This is a genomic window from Parafrankia sp. EUN1f, assembly GCF_000177675.1.
Taxonomy (GTDB): domain Bacteria; phylum Actinomycetota; class Actinomycetes; order Frankiales; family Frankiaceae; genus Parafrankia.
In genome coordinates, this window is the sequence record NZ_ADGX01000075.1 from 25,383 (window position 1) to 42,078 (window position 16,696).

A 16,696-nucleotide genomic window follows, 5' to 3' on the forward strand; every position below is an offset into this window, starting at 1 on the left:
GGCCGGCGGTCACACTGGCCGGCGCACACCACCGCCAGACCTGTTCGAAGGGCGGTTGCGCGTCACGCGTAACCGCCCTTCGGCATGTTCACCGCACACCGCACCGGCTCGCCATCGACCCGCATCGGAAGTCATGCCTCGCCGCCACCAGGACGAAGACCAGTCCGCAGCGCCGCGCCGACAGTCCGACGGGCTGGCCAGGCACGGAGTACATCTCACCTTCGGTCCCGATCCGGCCAGCTCGATGGCCGTCTCCTGGATCACAAGGTCACCTGTGCTGCGACCCGAGGTCCGCCTGCGGCCGGCGCCCATCGACGACACCGCCACCGCGACGGACGCCGCCACAGACACTGCCACCGCCACTGCCACTGCCACAGACACTGCCGCCGGCACCGACATCAAGGTCGACGCTGTCACCCGCTCGTACACCGACGCGGTGACCCGCCAGGAGATCTTCGCCCATCACGCGCTGTTCGAAGGCCTGGAACCCGACACCGAGTACCGCTACGAGATCTCGATGCGGGTACCGGGCAACGCCCCGTTCCGGCACCGCGGCTCCGGTCGGCTTCTCGAGCTGGGCGGTTCCTCCTTTCGCACCGCCCCCAGCGGCCGGTCGGCGTTCTCCTTCACCTGTTTCGGAGACCACGGCACGGATCACCCCGAGGACCCGTTCGGTACCGCGGCCTCGGCGACCCTGGTGGCCGGGATCGAGCACGTGGCGCCACTGTTCACCCTGGTCAACGGCGACCTGGCCTACGCGAACGTCAACGCGGTCCCGCCGGTCGCCTGGTCGGGCTGGTTCGAGATGATCAGCGCCTCCGCCCACCGCCGCCCCTGGATGCCAAGCCCCGGCAACCACGAGATCGAGCGCGGCAACGGTGCGCTCGGCCTGGCCGCCTACCAGACGTACTTCCAGCTACCGAGCAACGACGACGAGCCCTACCTCGACGGCCTCTGGTATGCGTTCACCGTCGGCGGCGTCCGATTCGTCGTGCTCAGCGGCGACGACGTCTGCTACCAGGACGCCGGCCGTGTCTACCTGCACGGGTACAGCTCCGGCCGGCAGACCGCGTGGCTGGAGCGGGAGCTGAAACAGGCCCGGGCCGACCGGGACGTCGACTGGATCGTCGCCGTCGCGCACCAGCCGGCGATCTCCACCGCCGCCCACCACAACGGCGCCGACCTGGGGCTGCGCGAGGAGTGGCTGCCCCTGTTCGACCAGTACGGCGTCGATCTGGTGCTGTCCGGGCACGAGCATCATTACGAACGCACCCACCCGCTGCGGGGCATCATCGAGGGGACACCGACCCGGACACCCCGCCCCGTACCGGCTGCCACCACCACCGAGAACGGCACCATCACGATCGACACCTCGGCCGGGTCCGTGCACCTGCTCGTCGGTACGGGCGGCTCGTCGACGCCGTCCGCCCACGAGCTGTTCGATCCACCGGCCTGCCAGGTGGTCGTCGGCGTGCGCGACCCCGCACCCGGCCAGCGGCATCACCCGGCGATCCGGGCGATGGAGTCCGCACCCTGGCTCGCCGACCGCTTCCCGGACCACCCCTACGCCTTCGCCGGCTTCGAGGTTGATCCGGGCACTCCGGGCGGGACGACCCGGATCGTGGTGACGGTCTACGACTCGTCCACGGCGGAGCCCGTCCCCTTCGACACGTTCACCCTGGTCCGCCCCCGCGGCGATGCCGACGGACCCTGGTCGCCCGCACTGGACGGCGTCTAGGACCGGACGGCGCCGCCCGTACCCGCCACGCCACGCCACCACACCCCCGACGACCTCGCCCGCGTCGCCGCCCAGCTCAACGCCCGACCTCGACAGACCCTGGGTTGGAAGACACCATCACAGGTCTACACAGAAGCCTGTGCGATGACCCCCTGAAGACAAGCAACCGAAATCCTCGCTTCTTGCGGATTGTCGAGAGTCTTCCCGTCCTACTTATCCCTCTTTGGGTGAATTGTTGGCGCTGCGCGGCGGCGCGGGATCCCGGCGCGTCGGGGGCGGGAAGCTGCGGGCAGCGCTCAGGTCCGGCGCACGGCCATCCGCGCCGACTCCCATCCTGGCCAGCCGACGAACCAGACCACCAGGACAACGGTGAGCCGGACGATCCAGGCCCCAAGCTCGGCGGTGTCACCGCCGCCGGCACCGGCGCCGCCCACCAGCACCATCATCAGCGCGAGCAGCCCGCAGGCCACGGCCCAGGCCACGGCGGCCTTGCCGAACTCACGCCACTCGTACCGGACCCGTTCCCGGGTGCCGCGTGGAGCGGGCTTCGGTACCGGCGGGCCCGCTCCGAGGCGGTGCGCCACCCGCCTGTCCGCCCAGCGGACCATGCTGTGCCCGAAGGCGACCGAGAAGCCGAGATAACCCGCCGAGAGCCCGTGGACGAAGGTGGCGTCGGCCCCGCCCCGCAGGTCCATGACGGTCGCGCCGAGCAGCACGACGTCCACCAGCGGCACGCTGAGGAGCAGTGCGGCCGACAGCCGTTGCCGGCGCAGGACGTACCTGGCCAACAGACCACTCGCCAGCAGCAGCCAGAATCCGATCTCGCAGCCGACCAGTACCGCGACAAGCATGTGCACCACACCTCCTCGGCGAGAACCCTCCCCTGTTGTAACACGGACGTCCGAAATAAATCCCCGGGTAGACTCGGACTGTGCCTCGGGCCATAGATCACGAGCAGCGGCGGGCCGAGATCGGCGCCGCTGTGCTCCGTCTTGTGGCCCGTGAGGGGATCGACGCGGTCACGGTGCGCCGGGTTGCCGCCGAGTCAGGCTGGTCGACGGGCGTGCTCGCCCACTACTTCGGCTCCAAGGACGAGATCCTCGCCGTGGCCTTCCAGGCCAGTTCCGACGCCTACCGGCGCCGGTTCGCGAACATCGCCGCCGACGCCCGGCCACGCACCGTCCTACGGGCTGCACTCACCGGGCTGCTTCCGCTCGACGAGGCCCGCCGCGACGAGCTGCTGGTCTGGTACGGCTTCGTCAGCCGGGTGCTGGCGAGCGAGATGCTGCGTGCCTTCCCCAGGGATGCCTATCGCGAGCTGCGGACCATCCTCGCCGAGGTGATCACGGCCGGCCAGCATGCCGGTGAGATCCGCGCCGATCTGCGGCCGGGCGACGAGGCGCGTGCCCTGCTGGCGTTCTGCGACGGGCTGGCACTGCAGCACCTGTTCGACCCCGCGGAGCTGGACCACGACGAGCTCGTGCGGCTGCTGGAGCGCCGGCTGGCCACACTGGAACCCGCCCCCGACGTCCGTCCCGGCGCCCCTGTCGCCTGACCGCATGACCGTATGACCTTCGGGCGCCCCGGACAGCTACCCGACACCCGAATCACCCCGGCCAGACCCCGCTATCACGTCCACCTGCTCGCCGAACGGTGCCGAGCGGGCCTGAACGGACTTTTGTCGGAGTCATGACACAGACCCCATCGTCTACGAGTAGACGCCTTTGGTTATGTATGGGGACTGCTACCGACACGTCCTATAGCGTGATCGGGTTGGCGTGGCGGGGACGGAGGCCATGGGTAGCTCACTGGTACCGATCATGCTCATTGTGGTGCTTCTTGTGGGCGCCGTTGTCTTTGTCGTGCTCTCCAGCCGGGCCCCGCGCACTGGGGCCGACGCCGGGCGCCGGCGGACGCTGGAGACACGCCGCTCACGGCCGGGGGCCATCCCGTTGCGGGAGCAACCGAGCCCGGAGCCGCCGGGCGAGCCGAGCGGCCCGGATGCCACGGATGACCCGGACGGCATGGTTCCGGGGTTCTCCGCGCCGGCCGCCGCGGGCGGGCCGGTCGCGGGCGGGCCGGCCACACCGGGCTACAACGCGGCCGAAACGACCGCCGACGAGGACGCCGCGGACTCGGGCGAGGCCACCCGCTCGGCGTGGGATGACGCTACCGGATGGAACGAGTGGGTCGACACGGATGCCACCCGGGTCAGCAGCCTGAACGAGCCCGACCCGGGCGATGAAACCGACACGGCCACAACCACGGCGGATGACCGCCAGGACGCGGGTCACAATATCGGTGGCGTGTACCCACCGCACGCCACGGGCGGATACGACTCAGGCAGCAGGGACACCTACATGAACGACAGCCGGGACCCGGACGCCACCGGGTGGACCCCGCCTCCCAGCGGCCGCCCGCACCGCAGCGACGTCGACGACTCCGCCTACCGGCTGTCGACGGCGCAGGAGGGCCGGGGGCCGGCCACCGGAGGCTTCCCGATCCCCGAGCCACCCACGCACTCGGGATACTCCGATGCGGGGAGCTCAGGCCCGGGGTACCCCGGGCCGGCGTCCTACCCCGATCCCTCGGCCGCCCAGACCAGGCGGGTCCCCGTCGGCCCGGAGCACGCGCCGAGCTGGGGCTCGGGCCACGCACCAGCGCCGCCGGCCCCACCCCTGCTGCCTCCGCTGCAGGCTCATCCGCAGGCGCAGACGGAGGCGGAGGGCACCTCGCCCGAATCAGGCGCGGCTGGCATCGTCGCGGCCGAACCGGCCCAGACCACGACGCCGGCGCTGCGCCTCGCCGCGGCCGGGCGCTCCAGGCGCGGCAAACGTGGCGGCCCGAACGAGGACGCCTGGGTCGTCTCGGACGGTCTGCTGGCGGTGGCGGACGGCGTCGGCGGCGAGGCCGCGGGCCAGATCGCGTCCACGCTCGCGGTCACCACCGTCGCGGGCTTCCGCCCCCAGTACGCCCGGGACCCCGTTGACGGCCTGCGGCAGGCCATCGCGCGGGCCAACCAGGTCGTCCGGGAGAAGCCGCGGGAGGAGCCGGCCTGGCGGGGCATGGCCTGCACGCTCGACGTCGTCATCCTCGGGCGACAGCAGTCGACCGGCGAGACCCTGTTCATCGCCCACGTCGGTGACAGCTCGGTCTGGCTGCAGCCGCAGAAGGGGCGCCCGCACCAGATCACGACGCCGCACGCGATCAAGAACGGCCCGCTGCTCAACGCGATCGGCCTCGCCGACCAGATCGAGGCGGATCTTCTGCACGAGCCGGTGCGCGCGGGCGACCGGGTGATTCTCGCCAGCGACGGCATCACGAAGGTGATGACCCCGGAGCAGTTGCTCGGGCTCATGACCGAGCTCGGCGCCGAGCCACCGGAGAAGGCCGCGGACGCCCTCGTCGAGGCCGCACTGATCGCCGGCGCTCGAGACGACACCACGATCGTCGTCGCCGACCTCGTGTCGGAGCCGTCGTCACGGTGACGACCCGCCGCGGGTGACGCGGGGTATGAGGCTCGACCCCGCGTTCCTGTTCGGGCCCGTGAGCCGGGTCGGCCGGGTGCTGCGGTGGCTGCGCCGCCATCTGCTCAGCATGTTCGTGGTGCTGGGGCTCATCGCGCTGGCGCTGAGCCTCATCGGTACCTACCAGCACTTCGCGGCGACGCCGGAAAGTTTCACGTGGACCAACGTGGTCTTCTTCGCGTCAACCCTGTTCCTCGCGGACGGGACGATGTTCGAGGGCGGCGGGCAGTTCCCTCCCGCGCTGGAGATTGCCCGCTTCCTGGCGCCGCTGGCCACCGCGGTGGGCGTCGCCGACGCGGCCAGCACCCTTTTCGCGCACCGGTTCGAGCAGTTCCGGGCCCGGCACGCCCGCCGGCACGTCGTCGTCTGCGGCAGCGGCCCGACGGCGTCGGCGCTGGTGGACAAACTGGTGGGGTCCAGGCGGGTGGTGCTGGTCGCCGAGGACGCCGAACGCGAGTACCCGGACGCCGAGCGCCCCCCGAACCTGCTCCGCATCAACGGGGATCCGGCCGAGCTGCTCGTGCTTCAGGGGGCCGGGGTCGCGCGTGCCGACGTCATCTACAGCTGCCTCGCCGACACCGCCTCCAACCTGGCCGTCACCCTCACCGCCCGGGCGGTCCTGCGGGCCGGGCGGACCCGCGCCCGGTTCCGCCGGTTCGCCGACGCCCGGGCGGACAACCCACTGCGCTGCCTCGCCCAGGTCGGAGACCTGTCGTTGCTCCCGCACCTGCGCGCGCGGTGGATCGGGCTGGAGGGCGACCCGGGCTTCCGGCTCGACTTCTTCGCGGTCGAGGTCCTCGGCGCGCATTCCCTGCTCAACAGCAACGCCCCGGCCTGGTCCCGGCCGGGGCACGACGACACCGCACCGCACCATCCGCCGCACCTGGTCGTCCTGGGCACCTCGGGCCTCGGGCAGGCCGTCGTCATGGAGCTCGCGCGGCGGTGGCGGGACAACAGCCCGGCCGGCGGCCCGTTGCTGTGCGTCGTGCTGTGCGCACCGGACGCGTCCGTCAAGGCTGCCGCGATGCGCTCGCGTGAGCCCGCGCTCGGCCGGGTCACGCTGCTGTGTCACGACAGCGCCTCCGGTGACCTCCCCCCCGAACTCGTCCTGATCAGCCGCGCGCCGGGCGAGGCACCGACACCACCCGAGTTCGTGTACGTCTGCCATCGGGAGGAGGAGGAGGCCCTGCTGCGCGGTCTCGAGGTGGTCCGTGCGGTCGGTGCCGGCAGCCTCGGCGTCAACCGCACCAGGATCGTCGTGCGGACGGGGCGCCAACGCAGCTTCGAGGACGTGTTCGGCCCGCGTGAGCCAACCACCGACCAGACTGACCCGGCCGGCGATGGTGGGCTGCTGGACAACGTCGGCGGTGGGCTGCGGTTCTTCGCCGTGAACGACGAGGCACTGCCGCTCGACCCCGGAGCCAACGACCTCATCGAGAACTTCGCTCAGATCATCCATGAGAAGTACCTCGCGAAGGAGCTCGCCGCGGGCGCGCAGATCGGCTCACGGCGCGGTCTGCGCCCGTGGGCGGAGCTGGCACCTGATCTCCAGGCCTCGAACCGGGCACAGGCGATCGGCTACAGCGAGGTCCTGCGCCGGCGGAACTGGATGCTGGTGCCCCTGGGGGAGCATGATCCCGAGTTCGTCTTCACCGAGGAGGAGGTGGAACAGCTGGCTCCCGAGGAGCACCTGAGGTGGCGGCGCGAACGGGAGAGCCGCGGGATGCGGTTCGGGCCCACCGAACAGGACGGCTCCCACCCGTCACTCATCGAGTGGGAGAGCCTCTCCGCGGAAGATCAGGACCGCAGCCGCGCCGTCGTGCTCAACATGCCGGCGGTGCTCGCCGCGGCGGATCTCGGCATCGTGCGGATGATGCCCCGGCCGCCGGACCCGACCGTCTGACCCGACCGCCCGACCCGGGAGCTGGTTCAGTGCAGGCGTTCGTCGGCCGGGCAGTCCAGGGCGCTGGCACGCGTCAGACCGTCCACGGACAGGCGCGCCGACAGGCGGACGGCCCCACTGGACTGGGTGAGGATGCCGGTCCAGCCCCCCGCCGCACGGAACACGCAGGCGTCACCTTCGGTGAGCTGCCAGTACGGGGTGTAGTGCACCAGGACCGTGACGAAGCCCGGGTTCGCGAACGACACCGCGATCGAGCTGACGCCCAGCTCGGTGAGGGTGGCCGGCCCGTGGACCAGACCTGCGGAGTCCCGGACCAGCCAGATCTTCCAGTCCGCGTTCTGCCACGCGAGCTCCAGGTACGGCAGCCCGGAACGGAGCAGCTCGGCCTCGGCCACCGCTGACGGGTCGAGATCGACGTTCGGCAGCGCGACATAGGTGACGCCCCGGGCGAGCAGCCAGTCGTGATACGTCTCGGCCGTCAGCGTCCCGTCGTAGAACAGCGCGTTGTACTTGCTGTCGGCCTGGCGCAGCCAGCCCCGGCTCATGGGGATCCGCGGGGGCACATAACGCGCCTCCCAGTGCGACCGGGTGAAGGGAATCTCGACCCGGCCGACCGGCACGGGGCTGTCGTTGTCCAGGTAGTCCAGCATCTCGGTGTAGTAGCCAGGCGACGCGGACGGATCACCATGTGTGACCAGGGCTCCGTGGACCGGGCCGATCTGCCAGGCGATCAGCGGAATCGCCACCGCAGCCAGCGCCCGCGGACGGCTGGCCAGGAACACCGCGGCAGCCGGCCCGGCGAGCATCGTCGCCGGGCGGGCGATGTTGCCCCCGATCTGGGTGGGCACGAAGAAGAAGAAGATCGCCGCCGCCGCCCACAGCAGCAGACCGTTGCGGACCGCCCGCTGCTCCTTCGGCACCAGCAGCAACCCGCACCCGATCAGGACCAGCAAGGAGATGAACGTGACGGCCGGGAACGGCTGGTAGCCCTCGTCAGGGAAGGCCAGCGCGACGATGATCCCCGCACTCGCGCCCAGGAACCCGGCGAGCACCCGGCGCGGCAGCGACCCGAGCAGAGCCAGGCCGACCATCAGCACGAAGCCGGCGGCAAGCGGCGACGCGAGCGACGACAACACCGCTCCGAGCCACACCAGCCAGACCCTGCGCTCCCTCGCGCCGACCAGCGCGAGGGCGCCGAAGGCCATGCCGAGCGCGAACGGCATCCGGCCGACGACCAGGTTGGCCACGGTCGCGACCGCGAACCACACCAGCGCCAGATCATGCCCGCGGCGGCCCCCCGGCCCACGCAGCAGCCTCGTCACGATCGCGGTCGAGGCGACACACGCCAGCACCCCGATGGTCTGGACCCCAAGCAGGGCACCCAGCGGGGGAAAGAGCACACTGTAACCGAGTATGGGATGGCCGCCGTACCAACCGTCGTCCCACAGAAGCGCTCCGCCGTGCTCGAACAGCCAGACCCGATACTCCTGAGCGGGAGTGTCCGGGCCGGTCACGTCGAAGCACACCGAGATCAGACAGAGCACGGCGGTCAGCAGCCAGGGCCTGCGCACCACCGCGGTGCCCAGCGCCGCTGCCGCCTCGGCCAGCCGGCTACGGCGACGAGGGCCCACGGCGAGGCAGGAGGTCTGCGGGAGTGAGTCGTGGCGACGACCGGTCCCACTGTGGCGCGCCAGCTCGGGCGATTCCGGGATTTCGCCGGTGGTGGTCCCGAGCGGCGGATCAGGCGTCGCCAGCAGGCCCACCCGCCACCTCCCAGGCTCACACGGCCGGCCCCACCGGCACCTTGATCAATACGCACGGACACAGCGTCGACATCTTCGCCGCTGACACCGCCAGCGCCACCGACGCCACCGCCGACGCAGCCAGCGCCACCGACGCCACCGACGCCACCGACGCCGACGCTGCGGGGGCCCCGGCCGGCCGCAAGGCAGGCACGCCGCCAGGGCGGCGACTGATCGTGGCGGGCACGATCGCCGCGATCATCGCCATGGTCGGCGAGGCGCGGCTCGGCCCCCGGGACCCACAGGCCAGCGACCCGTCATCCTGGTGGGGAATTCTCCCATCCGCGCCCCCCTCGGACACGGTCAGGGGCGTGCTTGCGGCCACAGCGGTGCTGGCCGTGATCGCCCTCTGCCTGACCTGGGTCATCCTGCTGCGGTACGCGCTGCGTCACGCGCTCCCGGCCCGCACGGCCGCCGTCACCGCCCTCGCGTGGGCAACCCCGTTCGCGGTCGGCCCTCCGTTGTTCAGTCGGGACGTCTACGCCTACGCGGCCCAGGGCGAACTCGCCCGGTACGGGCTGGATCCGGCGACCCACGGGATCGGCGATCTGCTCTCACCGGACGCGGCCGGCACGGCGGGCGCGGCGTTCGTCGCCGCCGTCGACCCCCGGTGGCGCGAGACGCATGCTCCCTATGGCGGGCTCGCCGTGGGTGTGGAACGGTTCGCGGCAGCGGTCGGGAGCGCTCTCGGGTCCGGCCCGGCCACCGTGACGGTCGTGCTGCGGATCATCGCGGTGGTCTCCACTGTTGCCCTCGTCCTGCTGATGCTGCGCCTGTGGCGCAGGCCGGGCCCACTCACCGCTGGGCCGGGTTCGCTCACCGCGGCTGGCTCGCCCGCCGGCACGGGCACAGCGCCCGGCCCGGTCGACTCCTACGCCTCGATCGTGCTCGTCCTGCTCGCGGCCAATCCGTTCGTGATCATCCATCTGATCGGTGGAGCGCACCTGGACGCGCTCGCCGCGGCACTGCTCGCGGCCGCGCTGGTCGTCGACCGGATGCGCATCCGCGAGCGGCCCTCCCCCGGGCACCACGACCTGTTGCTCGGCGCGGCGGCCGTGGCGCTGGCCTGCCTCGCCGGGAGCGTCAAGGCCACCGCCTTCCTCGGAGTCGCCTGGCTCGTGGTCGCCCACGCCCGGGACGGATGGCGAAGATCCCTGGGAGCGGACGTCGCCGCCGGGACGATCGCGGTGGTCGCCGCAAGTGCCGCGGGCGGCTTCGGGCCGACCTGGCTCGGCGCGCTGGCGACGTCCGGCAAGCTCGAGACGGGTGTGGCCCCGGCGTCGATCCTCGCGACCGCAGCCGGCGCGCTGGCCCAGCTGGTCGGGCTGGATGTCGCGGACGACAGCCTGCTGCGGGCCACCCGCGCCCTCACCCTGCTCACGGCTGGTCTCATCGTCGGCTGGCTCCTGTTGCGAGCCTGGTCAAGGCCGCCCGCGAGCGGGCACCGGGATGATCTGGCCGTCGTGGGCTACGGCGGGATGGCCGTGGCTCTCGGTTCCCCCGTGCTCTACCCGTGGTATCTCGCGCTCAGCGTGCCGTTCCTGGCAGCCCTCGTCGCACTCGCCGCGCTCGACCGACGGACCAGGGCGGTGGTCGCGCTGGTCGTGGTCACGTCGGTGTGGCTGTGTGCCGCGACGTTGTCACCGCTCGCCGCAACCTGGCGGCTGCTCGGCCGAGCCGGGGTACCTGGCGCGGTAGTGGCGGCGGCGCTGGCTCTGCTCGCGGTGGTGGCGGCGGCACCGCGGGTGCAGCGGCGCGCGGCTCGCTCGCGGTAGCCCGCAGCGCGTACCACGCGGCTACCACAAGCAGCAGGTTCCGCGCGATCAGCAGCAGCCCACCGACCACCCGGCCCTGCACGACATCGTTGTACCGCCAGGGGTAGACGATCTGCGTCAGCAAGCAGGCGGCCACGAGCAGCACCGTCAGGTCCCGCCGGCCGGCCCACAGGCCACCTCGCCGCCAGCATTGCCGCCAGCCTCGCCGTCCGGGCAGTCGGCCGAGAGGGTGCCCGTCCGGCTGACTGGCCGAACTGTCCAGCTGCCCGGGACCGTCCGGCACCGGGCCGGTGCAGGCGAGCTGGGCCGCGGCCAGCGCAAGCAGCCAGACCAGATACTGCGGGCTCAGCACCCGCGACGTGACCATGATGATGAGCACCGCCGCCAGGGCGCGGCCCGCCGTCCCGGCCGCGGTTGCAGCCGCGGGTTGCTCCCCCTGCTCCCGCGGCCGGCGCCCCCACCACCACACCACCGCCACACCGATCAGAGCCATCTCGACGAGAGAACACGCGGAGGCGACACCCCGGGCGGCCGGGCTGTCGAACTGGAGCGACCCGTAGGAGTACGTCGGGCCGGAGCCGGCCCCGAACATCGCGGCCACGACGAAGGGTGTGGCCGGTACCGCCTCGACCTGCAGGCCCCGGGCCCGCTGTGCGTCCAGGAAGCCGAGTGCGCCGTGCCACCAGCCGGCGGTCAGGAGCACCGCGGACAGTCCGGCGACCACGGCCGCGGCACCGGCCGTGATCCACCCGCACCGCGCCGGGGCCGCGTGCCGACGGCCGAGGGCGACGAGCAGCAGCCCTGGCCACACCTTCACAGCGGCGCCGAAGGCCACCCAGCCACCGAAGCGACCGAACCGGTCGCGGTCGCGGTCGCTGCCGCTGCCGGGGCCGGGGCCGGGGCTCGAGCTGGAGCCACTTCCACCGCGGCCCAGCGCGAGCACTGCCGCGAGCGCACCGGCGGCGGGCACCAGGTCGAAACGGGCCACGGTGACCGGGCCCAGCGCGAGGGTGCCCAGCAGCCACCAGTTCGCCGCGCGGCGCGAACGCCGGGCCAGCGCCCAGGTCACGACCGCGTCAAGCCCGAGGATCAGCAGGTAGAACGAGACCTCGTACGGGATGCCCAGCAACTCCCGGGGCACGGCCGGCAGCGCCAGCACCACCGCGGCACCCGGCGGGTACTGCCACTTCTCGTCACCGGGAACCTCCCCCTGCGCGACGAGCGTGTGCCCCCAGTCCCGGTAGAGATCCACATCGCCGAGAACGCTCTGCTGCGCGCCGAACACCTGCCCGGCCAGCGCCAGCACGAGGAGCACCGCACGGCTCAGTGCCCAGCGGACGAGCAGCGACCGGCCGAACGGACTAACCCAGGCACGTCGCATCTGCCGAAAAGTACCTGCCGCGCCGGCACGGCAGGTACCGGCGTGAGAAAGTCATCGCCATGCGAGTACGCTTCGCTACCTAGCGTTACATCACCGGCTCGGCGTCCCGATGGCCAAGCGTCACACGCCCTGGACGCTGCCCGACAGCAGAAGTCACGGAGGTGCTCTGTGATCCTCGGGACCGGCTCCGCCTGGGACACGGCGTGCGTGCAGCTTGCCGACGCCGTCCGCCACCTGGGCCTGGACGACGGCATGCACGACCTGCTGCGCACCCCGCGCCGATCGATCTCCGTCTCGGTGCCGCTGCTGCGCGACGACGGGCAGCTGCTCGTCCTGTCCGGCTACCGGGTCCAGCACAACCTGGCGCGTGGGCCCGCCAAGGGAGGCCTGCGCTACCACCCGTCCTGCGATCTTGACGAGGTCAAGGCCCTCGCCATGTGGATGACCTGGAAATGCGCGCTGATGGGTATCCCCTACGGCGGGGCGAAGGGCGGGATCGCCGTCGAGCCGGGCCTGCTCTCACGGCAGGAACGTGAGCGGATGACCCGGCGGTACGCGGCCGAGCTGGTGCCGCTGATCGGGCCGGACAAGGACATCCCCGCCCCGGACGTCGGCACCGACGAGCAGACCATGGCCTGGATCATGGATACCTACTCCACGCACACCGGTCACACCGCCGCGGGCGTGGTCACCGGCAAGCCGCTGTCGATCGGCGGGTCCGCCGGGCGGGCCGGGGCCACCAGCCGTGGCGTCCAGCTGGCGGCGTTCGCCGCGCTGCGCGAGCTCGACAAGGAGCCCAGGGAGACCACGGTCGCCGTGCAGGGCTTCGGCAAGGTCGGCGCACTCGCCGCCCAGTACCTGCACGACGCCGGCTGCCGCCTGGTCGCGGTGTCCGACGTCAAGGGCGGCGTCCACAACAGCGCGGGGCTCAACCCGACCGCGCTGATCCGGCACGTGGCCCGCGGCGGCGACACGGTCGTCGGCTACCCCGGCACCGACACGATCACCAACGCAGAGCTCCTCGAGCTCGACGTCGACATGCTGGTCCCCGCGGCGCTCGAAGGTGTGATCAACATCGGGAACGCCGACCGGGTCAAGGCGCCGCTGATCGTCGAGGGCGCGAACGGCCCGGTGACGGCGGAGGCCGACCGGGTCCTCACCGGGAACGGCACGGTGATCGTGCCGGACATCCTCGCCAACGGTGGCGGCGTCGCCGTCTCCTACTTCGAATGGGTGCAGGACATCCAGGCGTACTTCTGGTCGGAGGACCAGGTGAACGACCGCCTGCGCGAGCTGATGCAGCGCGCCTACCGGGAGGTCTCCGCGCTGGCCCGCGAGCGGCGGGTGAGCCTGCGCACCGCCGCCCACATCATCGGCGTCGCCCGCGTCGCCGAGGCGCACCGGACCCGGGGCCTGTACCCCTGACCTGCTGGCCCCCGCGCTGCGGGCCCGCGTGCTCCGGCCCGTGCCGACCGACCTCCTCCGCGACCATCCTGGCCAGCGCGAACAGGGCGGCCTCCGCGTCCGCAGGTGCGGTCCGGTTGCGGCGCCGATGGCCGCAGTCCACACACTGATGGGTCAGGATGCTGTCCCTGGCCCGCATCTCCACCGCGACCGGGCGCATCAGCCCCCGGCACGCCGCCTCGCGGTCACCGGGGTGGACGTCCACATGCCGCGACCACAGGCAGGCCGGACAGTGGTTCGTGTAGCCGTCACCCCGGACCGCCGCCCCGCACACCAGGCACTCGAAGTCCTCCGGCGTACGGGCGAACCGGCGCGGCTCACCCCCGCCACCCTCTTCGGGGCCTGCCGTCTCCTCATGCGGTCGCACCGCTCCACGGTATGAGTCGCCCCGCCTGCGCGGTATGGGCCGGCGTCGTCGACGCTATGGGCCACTGAGGGCCGACGCGCCCGGTGTGTCCGGAGGAACGAACCGGGATGTGGGACCCACGGGATGAAATAGTGGGCGGCGTCCGTGCCTCCCCAGCGAGGCTGCTGCCCCGCAAGGAGGTTCGCCGTGCCCCCCGCCCCCGGATCGGACGCTGCCGATTCCGGCCCGGCGATGGGCGGCGGCGGCCTGAGCGAGCGGGATGCCCGGATGCTGGCATTCGAGAAGAAGTGGCCGGCGCATACCGGCCCCAAGGATGCCGCGATCCAGGCCGAGTTCGGTCTGTCGTCGACCCGCTATTACCAGAAGCTGCATGTACTGATCAAGTCACCAGCCGCGCTGGCCGCCGAGCCGATGCTCGTCAACCGGCTGCAGCGGCTGCTTGACGAACGCCGGCGCGCCCGCGCCGGCGCCTTGGACGACGCCGGCGCGCCCGGCGGCGACGGTCCCGACGACGCATGAGGAGAGCCCCGTGCCCAGTGGCTCCCACCCCTACCGAAACCGCGGTAGTGACCGCCTGCGCACGGCGGCCGCCACCGCCGTGGCCGTGCTGGCCGTGCTCGCCGGCATCCTGCTGGTGAACCTGTTCAACGGCGACACCGATGACGAGGTCGCCGCCGCGGGGGCCAGCCCCACCCGGGCCGAGTCCGCCGAGCCGACGAGGCCGGCCGAGACCACCGAGCCGACCAGGCCGACCAGGCCCGCCGAATCCACCAGGCCGGCCGAGACCACCGAGCCGACACCATCCCGGCAGGCGACGCCGACGACCGCCCCGGCCACGCCGAAACCCGGGTCCGATCCGGCGGCGCCGCACGTGTTCGCGCCTGTCGTCGTGTTGAACAACTCCCGGATCAAAGGCCTCGCCGACCGCGCGGCCGACAAGGTGGAGGCCGCCGGTTTCAAGGTCGAGCGGGTCAACAACTACGTGGGCCAGTACAACGTCCCGGTTACCACCGTCTTCTACGACCCCGAGGACGCCGAGGCCGCTCGCACCCTGCTGGAGACCGTCCCCGGGGTTGACCGCATGGTCCCCCGCGCCGAGACGCGAATCATCGAGACGGACACCCTCATCCTGGTCATCACCAGGGACTTTCCTGCCGGCGACCAGCCCTGACGGCAGCCGGCCCGCCACCACCCACCGCATGCGACCGGGAGCGATCGTGACCGAATCCTCGACCTCGCCGCCCACCGGCCGGGCCGCGCCCGCCACCGTGGGATCCCCGCCGACCCCACGCACCCCGGCCGGCGGCGCCGGTCTGGCCGCCCTGTTGACCGCGCCGGAGAACGCCCTGGTCGCGCTCGACTACGACGGCACCCTGTCACCGATCGTGTCCCGGCCCGGGGACGCCGTGCCCGCCCCGGGCGCCATGGCGGCGCTGAGCCGGATCGCCCGCCAGGTCGGCACCGTGGCGATCATCACGGGCCGGCCGGTGGACGCCGTCCTGCAGCTCACCGAGGCGGCGCGGTTCGCCGACCTCGGCCGGCTGCTCGTCCTCGGCCAGTACGGGCTGCAGCGCTGGGACGCCGAGACCGGGCAGACCACCAGCCCGGAGCCGCTGCCCGGGGTGAGCACCCTGCGCAGTGCCCTCACCGAGGCGCTCCAGGATGCCCCGGCCGGAACGTCCGTCGAGGACAAGCAGCACGCCCTGGTCGTGCACGTCCGGCGGACCGCCGACCCGGACGCCACGCTCGCCGCGCTGACGCCGGCCCTGAGCCGGCTGGCCCAGGACCACGGTCTGGAGGCCGCGCCCGGCAAGCGGGTGCTGGAGCTGCGCCCACCCGGTCATGACAAGGGCCGGGCACTGCGCGCGCTGGTCGCCGAGCGCGGGGCCCGGTCGGTGCTGGTCGCCGGTGACGACCTGGGCGACCTGCCCGCGTTCGAGGCGGTCGACGAGCTGCGGGCCAGCGGCGTGGGTGGCGTCACCGTGTGCAGTGACAGCCCCGAGGTGCCGGACGCACTGCGCCTGCGGGCGGATCTTGTCGTCGACGGCCCGGCCGGCATGGTCACGCTGCTGGAGGTCCTGGCCGACCGGCTGATGCCCTGACCTGCCGGGCCCGACGCCCGAGCCCGACGCCCGGCACTGATTGCCTCAGCCGCCCCGAAGCACTGAGGATTTTGGTCGTTCCAGCGACCAAAATCCTCCGATCTTGCCCCAAGGCCGCGTAGTTAGGCGTGGTTGGTGGCTGTCAAGGGACGTCGGCGTGTCGTGGTGCTGGTGGTGAACGCGCAACGGGACCGCTGGTAGGTAGGAGATCCGCCAAGATCCGCCTGCTGCCAGAGGTCCCGTTGCCTGCTCAGTGTCCCACGGTCTGTCTGACGCGTTCCCTCACGGTCGCCGAGGGGGTGTTCGCGCCCGGGCATCTGGGTGAACTGACCCAGCACGCGCCGTTCGAGCTGGTCGATGCCGTGCTGACGGAAACCGGCCGTGTGCAGCAGCGGGTGCGTGATCTACCCAGCCGGGTCGGGATGTACTTCGTTCTCGCGCTGGGCCTGTACGGGCATCTGGGGTACGCCCGTGTGTGGGACAAGCTCGTGGCCGGGCTGCGGGACCTGCCCGGCCTGGTGCTGGTCACGCCTTCGGAGAAGGCGCTGCGGGACCTGCGCCGCCGGATCGGGCCCGCCCCGGTGAAGGCACTGTTCGAGGTGGTCGCAGGGCCGCTGGCCGGCCCGTCCACGCCCGG

At 72.3% G+C, this 16,696-nt stretch carries 13 protein-coding genes and 1 pseudogene; 10 read left to right on the top strand and 4 right to left on the bottom strand.

Translation table 11 applies throughout. The annotated features are described in order from the left end of the window. The first annotated feature begins 244 nt into the window (after nucleotides 1-244). Nucleotides 245-1,738: a metallophosphoesterase family protein gene (locus FREUN1FDRAFT_RS21765; RefSeq protein ID WP_063745334.1), complete on the top strand. Its 1,494-nt coding sequence runs from the start codon at nucleotides 245-247 to the stop codon at nucleotides 1,736-1,738. Nucleotides 1,739-2,034: 296 nt separating this feature from the next. Here FREUN1FDRAFT_RS21765 and FREUN1FDRAFT_RS21770 read toward each other — a convergent pair whose 3' ends face one another. Continuing rightward, complete coding sequence (locus FREUN1FDRAFT_RS21770; protein ID WP_006542348.1) at nucleotides 2,035-2,589, bottom strand: hypothetical protein; 555 nt, start codon at nucleotides 2,587-2,589, stop codon at nucleotides 2,035-2,037. 80 nt (nucleotides 2,590-2,669) lie between these two features. Here FREUN1FDRAFT_RS21770 and FREUN1FDRAFT_RS40000 point away from each other — a divergent pair, with 80 nt between their 5' ends. The 3 genes from FREUN1FDRAFT_RS40000 (at nucleotide 2,670) to FREUN1FDRAFT_RS21785 (ending at nucleotide 7,168) form a co-directional block, all read left to right on the top strand. Next, complete coding sequence (locus tag FREUN1FDRAFT_RS40000) at nucleotides 2,670-3,293, top strand: TetR/AcrR family transcriptional regulator (protein ID WP_006542349.1); 624 nt, start codon at nucleotides 2,670-2,672, stop codon at nucleotides 3,291-3,293. Nucleotides 3,294-3,534: 241 nt separating this feature from the next. Then, nucleotides 3,535-5,226, top strand: a complete 1,692-nt coding sequence (locus FREUN1FDRAFT_RS21780; protein ID WP_006542350.1) for a PP2C family serine/threonine-protein phosphatase — start codon at nucleotides 3,535-3,537, stop codon at nucleotides 5,224-5,226. A gap of 25 nt (nucleotides 5,227-5,251) precedes the next feature. Continuing rightward, nucleotides 5,252-7,168, top strand: coding sequence for an NAD-binding protein (locus tag FREUN1FDRAFT_RS21785; protein ID WP_006542351.1), 1,917 nt, complete (start codon nucleotides 5,252-5,254; stop codon nucleotides 7,166-7,168). A 26-nt stretch (nucleotides 7,169-7,194) separates the two neighbouring features. Here FREUN1FDRAFT_RS21785 and FREUN1FDRAFT_RS21790 read toward each other — a convergent pair whose 3' ends face one another. Then, nucleotides 7,195-8,931 (bottom strand): hypothetical protein, encoded by a 1,737-nt coding sequence (locus FREUN1FDRAFT_RS21790; protein ID WP_006542352.1) that lies wholly within the window; start codon nucleotides 8,929-8,931, stop codon nucleotides 7,195-7,197. Between the two features lie 41 nt (nucleotides 8,932-8,972). On the opposite strand from FREUN1FDRAFT_RS21790, the gene mptB reads away from it, so the two are divergent. Beyond that, nucleotides 8,973-10,745 (top strand): polyprenol phosphomannose-dependent alpha 1,6 mannosyltransferase MptB, encoded by a 1,773-nt coding sequence (mptB, locus tag FREUN1FDRAFT_RS45255; RefSeq protein ID WP_006542353.1) that lies wholly within the window; start codon nucleotides 8,973-8,975, stop codon nucleotides 10,743-10,745. 418 nt (nucleotides 10,746-11,163) lie between these two features. On the opposite strand, the pseudogene FREUN1FDRAFT_RS46615 reads toward mptB, so the two are convergent. Continuing rightward, a pseudogene (locus tag FREUN1FDRAFT_RS46615) lies at nucleotides 11,164-12,126 on the bottom strand (glycosyltransferase 87 family protein); the annotation flags it as partial. A gap of 168 nt (nucleotides 12,127-12,294) precedes the next feature. On the opposite strand from FREUN1FDRAFT_RS46615, the gene FREUN1FDRAFT_RS21800 reads away from it, so the two are divergent. Beyond that, the gene (locus FREUN1FDRAFT_RS21800; RefSeq protein WP_006542355.1) at nucleotides 12,295-13,551 is read left to right on the top strand and encodes a Glu/Leu/Phe/Val dehydrogenase; all 1,257 of its coding nucleotides are present in this window, start codon (nucleotides 12,295-12,297) and stop codon (nucleotides 13,549-13,551) included. Here FREUN1FDRAFT_RS21800 and FREUN1FDRAFT_RS41730 read toward each other — a convergent pair. Beyond that, nucleotides 13,496-13,957, bottom strand: coding sequence for an RNHCP domain-containing protein (locus FREUN1FDRAFT_RS41730; RefSeq protein ID WP_006542356.1), 462 nt, complete (start codon nucleotides 13,955-13,957; stop codon nucleotides 13,496-13,498). The genes FREUN1FDRAFT_RS21800 and FREUN1FDRAFT_RS41730 overlap by 56 nt on opposite strands. Nucleotides 13,958-14,143: 186 nt before the next feature. Here FREUN1FDRAFT_RS41730 and FREUN1FDRAFT_RS21805 point away from each other — a divergent pair, with 186 nt between their 5' ends. The 4 genes from FREUN1FDRAFT_RS21805 to FREUN1FDRAFT_RS21820 all read left to right on the top strand — a co-directional run. Next, complete coding sequence (locus tag FREUN1FDRAFT_RS21805) at nucleotides 14,144-14,476, top strand: DUF3263 domain-containing protein (protein WP_006542357.1); 333 nt, start codon at nucleotides 14,144-14,146, stop codon at nucleotides 14,474-14,476. Nucleotides 14,477-14,486: 10 nt separating this feature from the next. Next, a complete protein-coding gene (locus FREUN1FDRAFT_RS21810) occupies nucleotides 14,487-15,128 on the top strand; it encodes a LytR C-terminal domain-containing protein (RefSeq protein ID WP_006542358.1) in 642 nt (213 codons plus the stop codon). A 46-nt stretch (nucleotides 15,129-15,174) separates the two neighbouring features. After that, the gene (otsB, locus tag FREUN1FDRAFT_RS21815) at nucleotides 15,175-16,059 is read left to right on the top strand and encodes a trehalose-phosphatase (RefSeq protein WP_006542359.1); all 885 of its coding nucleotides are present in this window, start codon (nucleotides 15,175-15,177) and stop codon (nucleotides 16,057-16,059) included. A gap of 242 nt (nucleotides 16,060-16,301) precedes the next feature. Further along, nucleotides 16,302-16,696: transposase domain-containing protein (locus tag FREUN1FDRAFT_RS21820; protein ID WP_006542360.1), on the top strand; the 395-nt coding region annotated here is incomplete at its 3' end.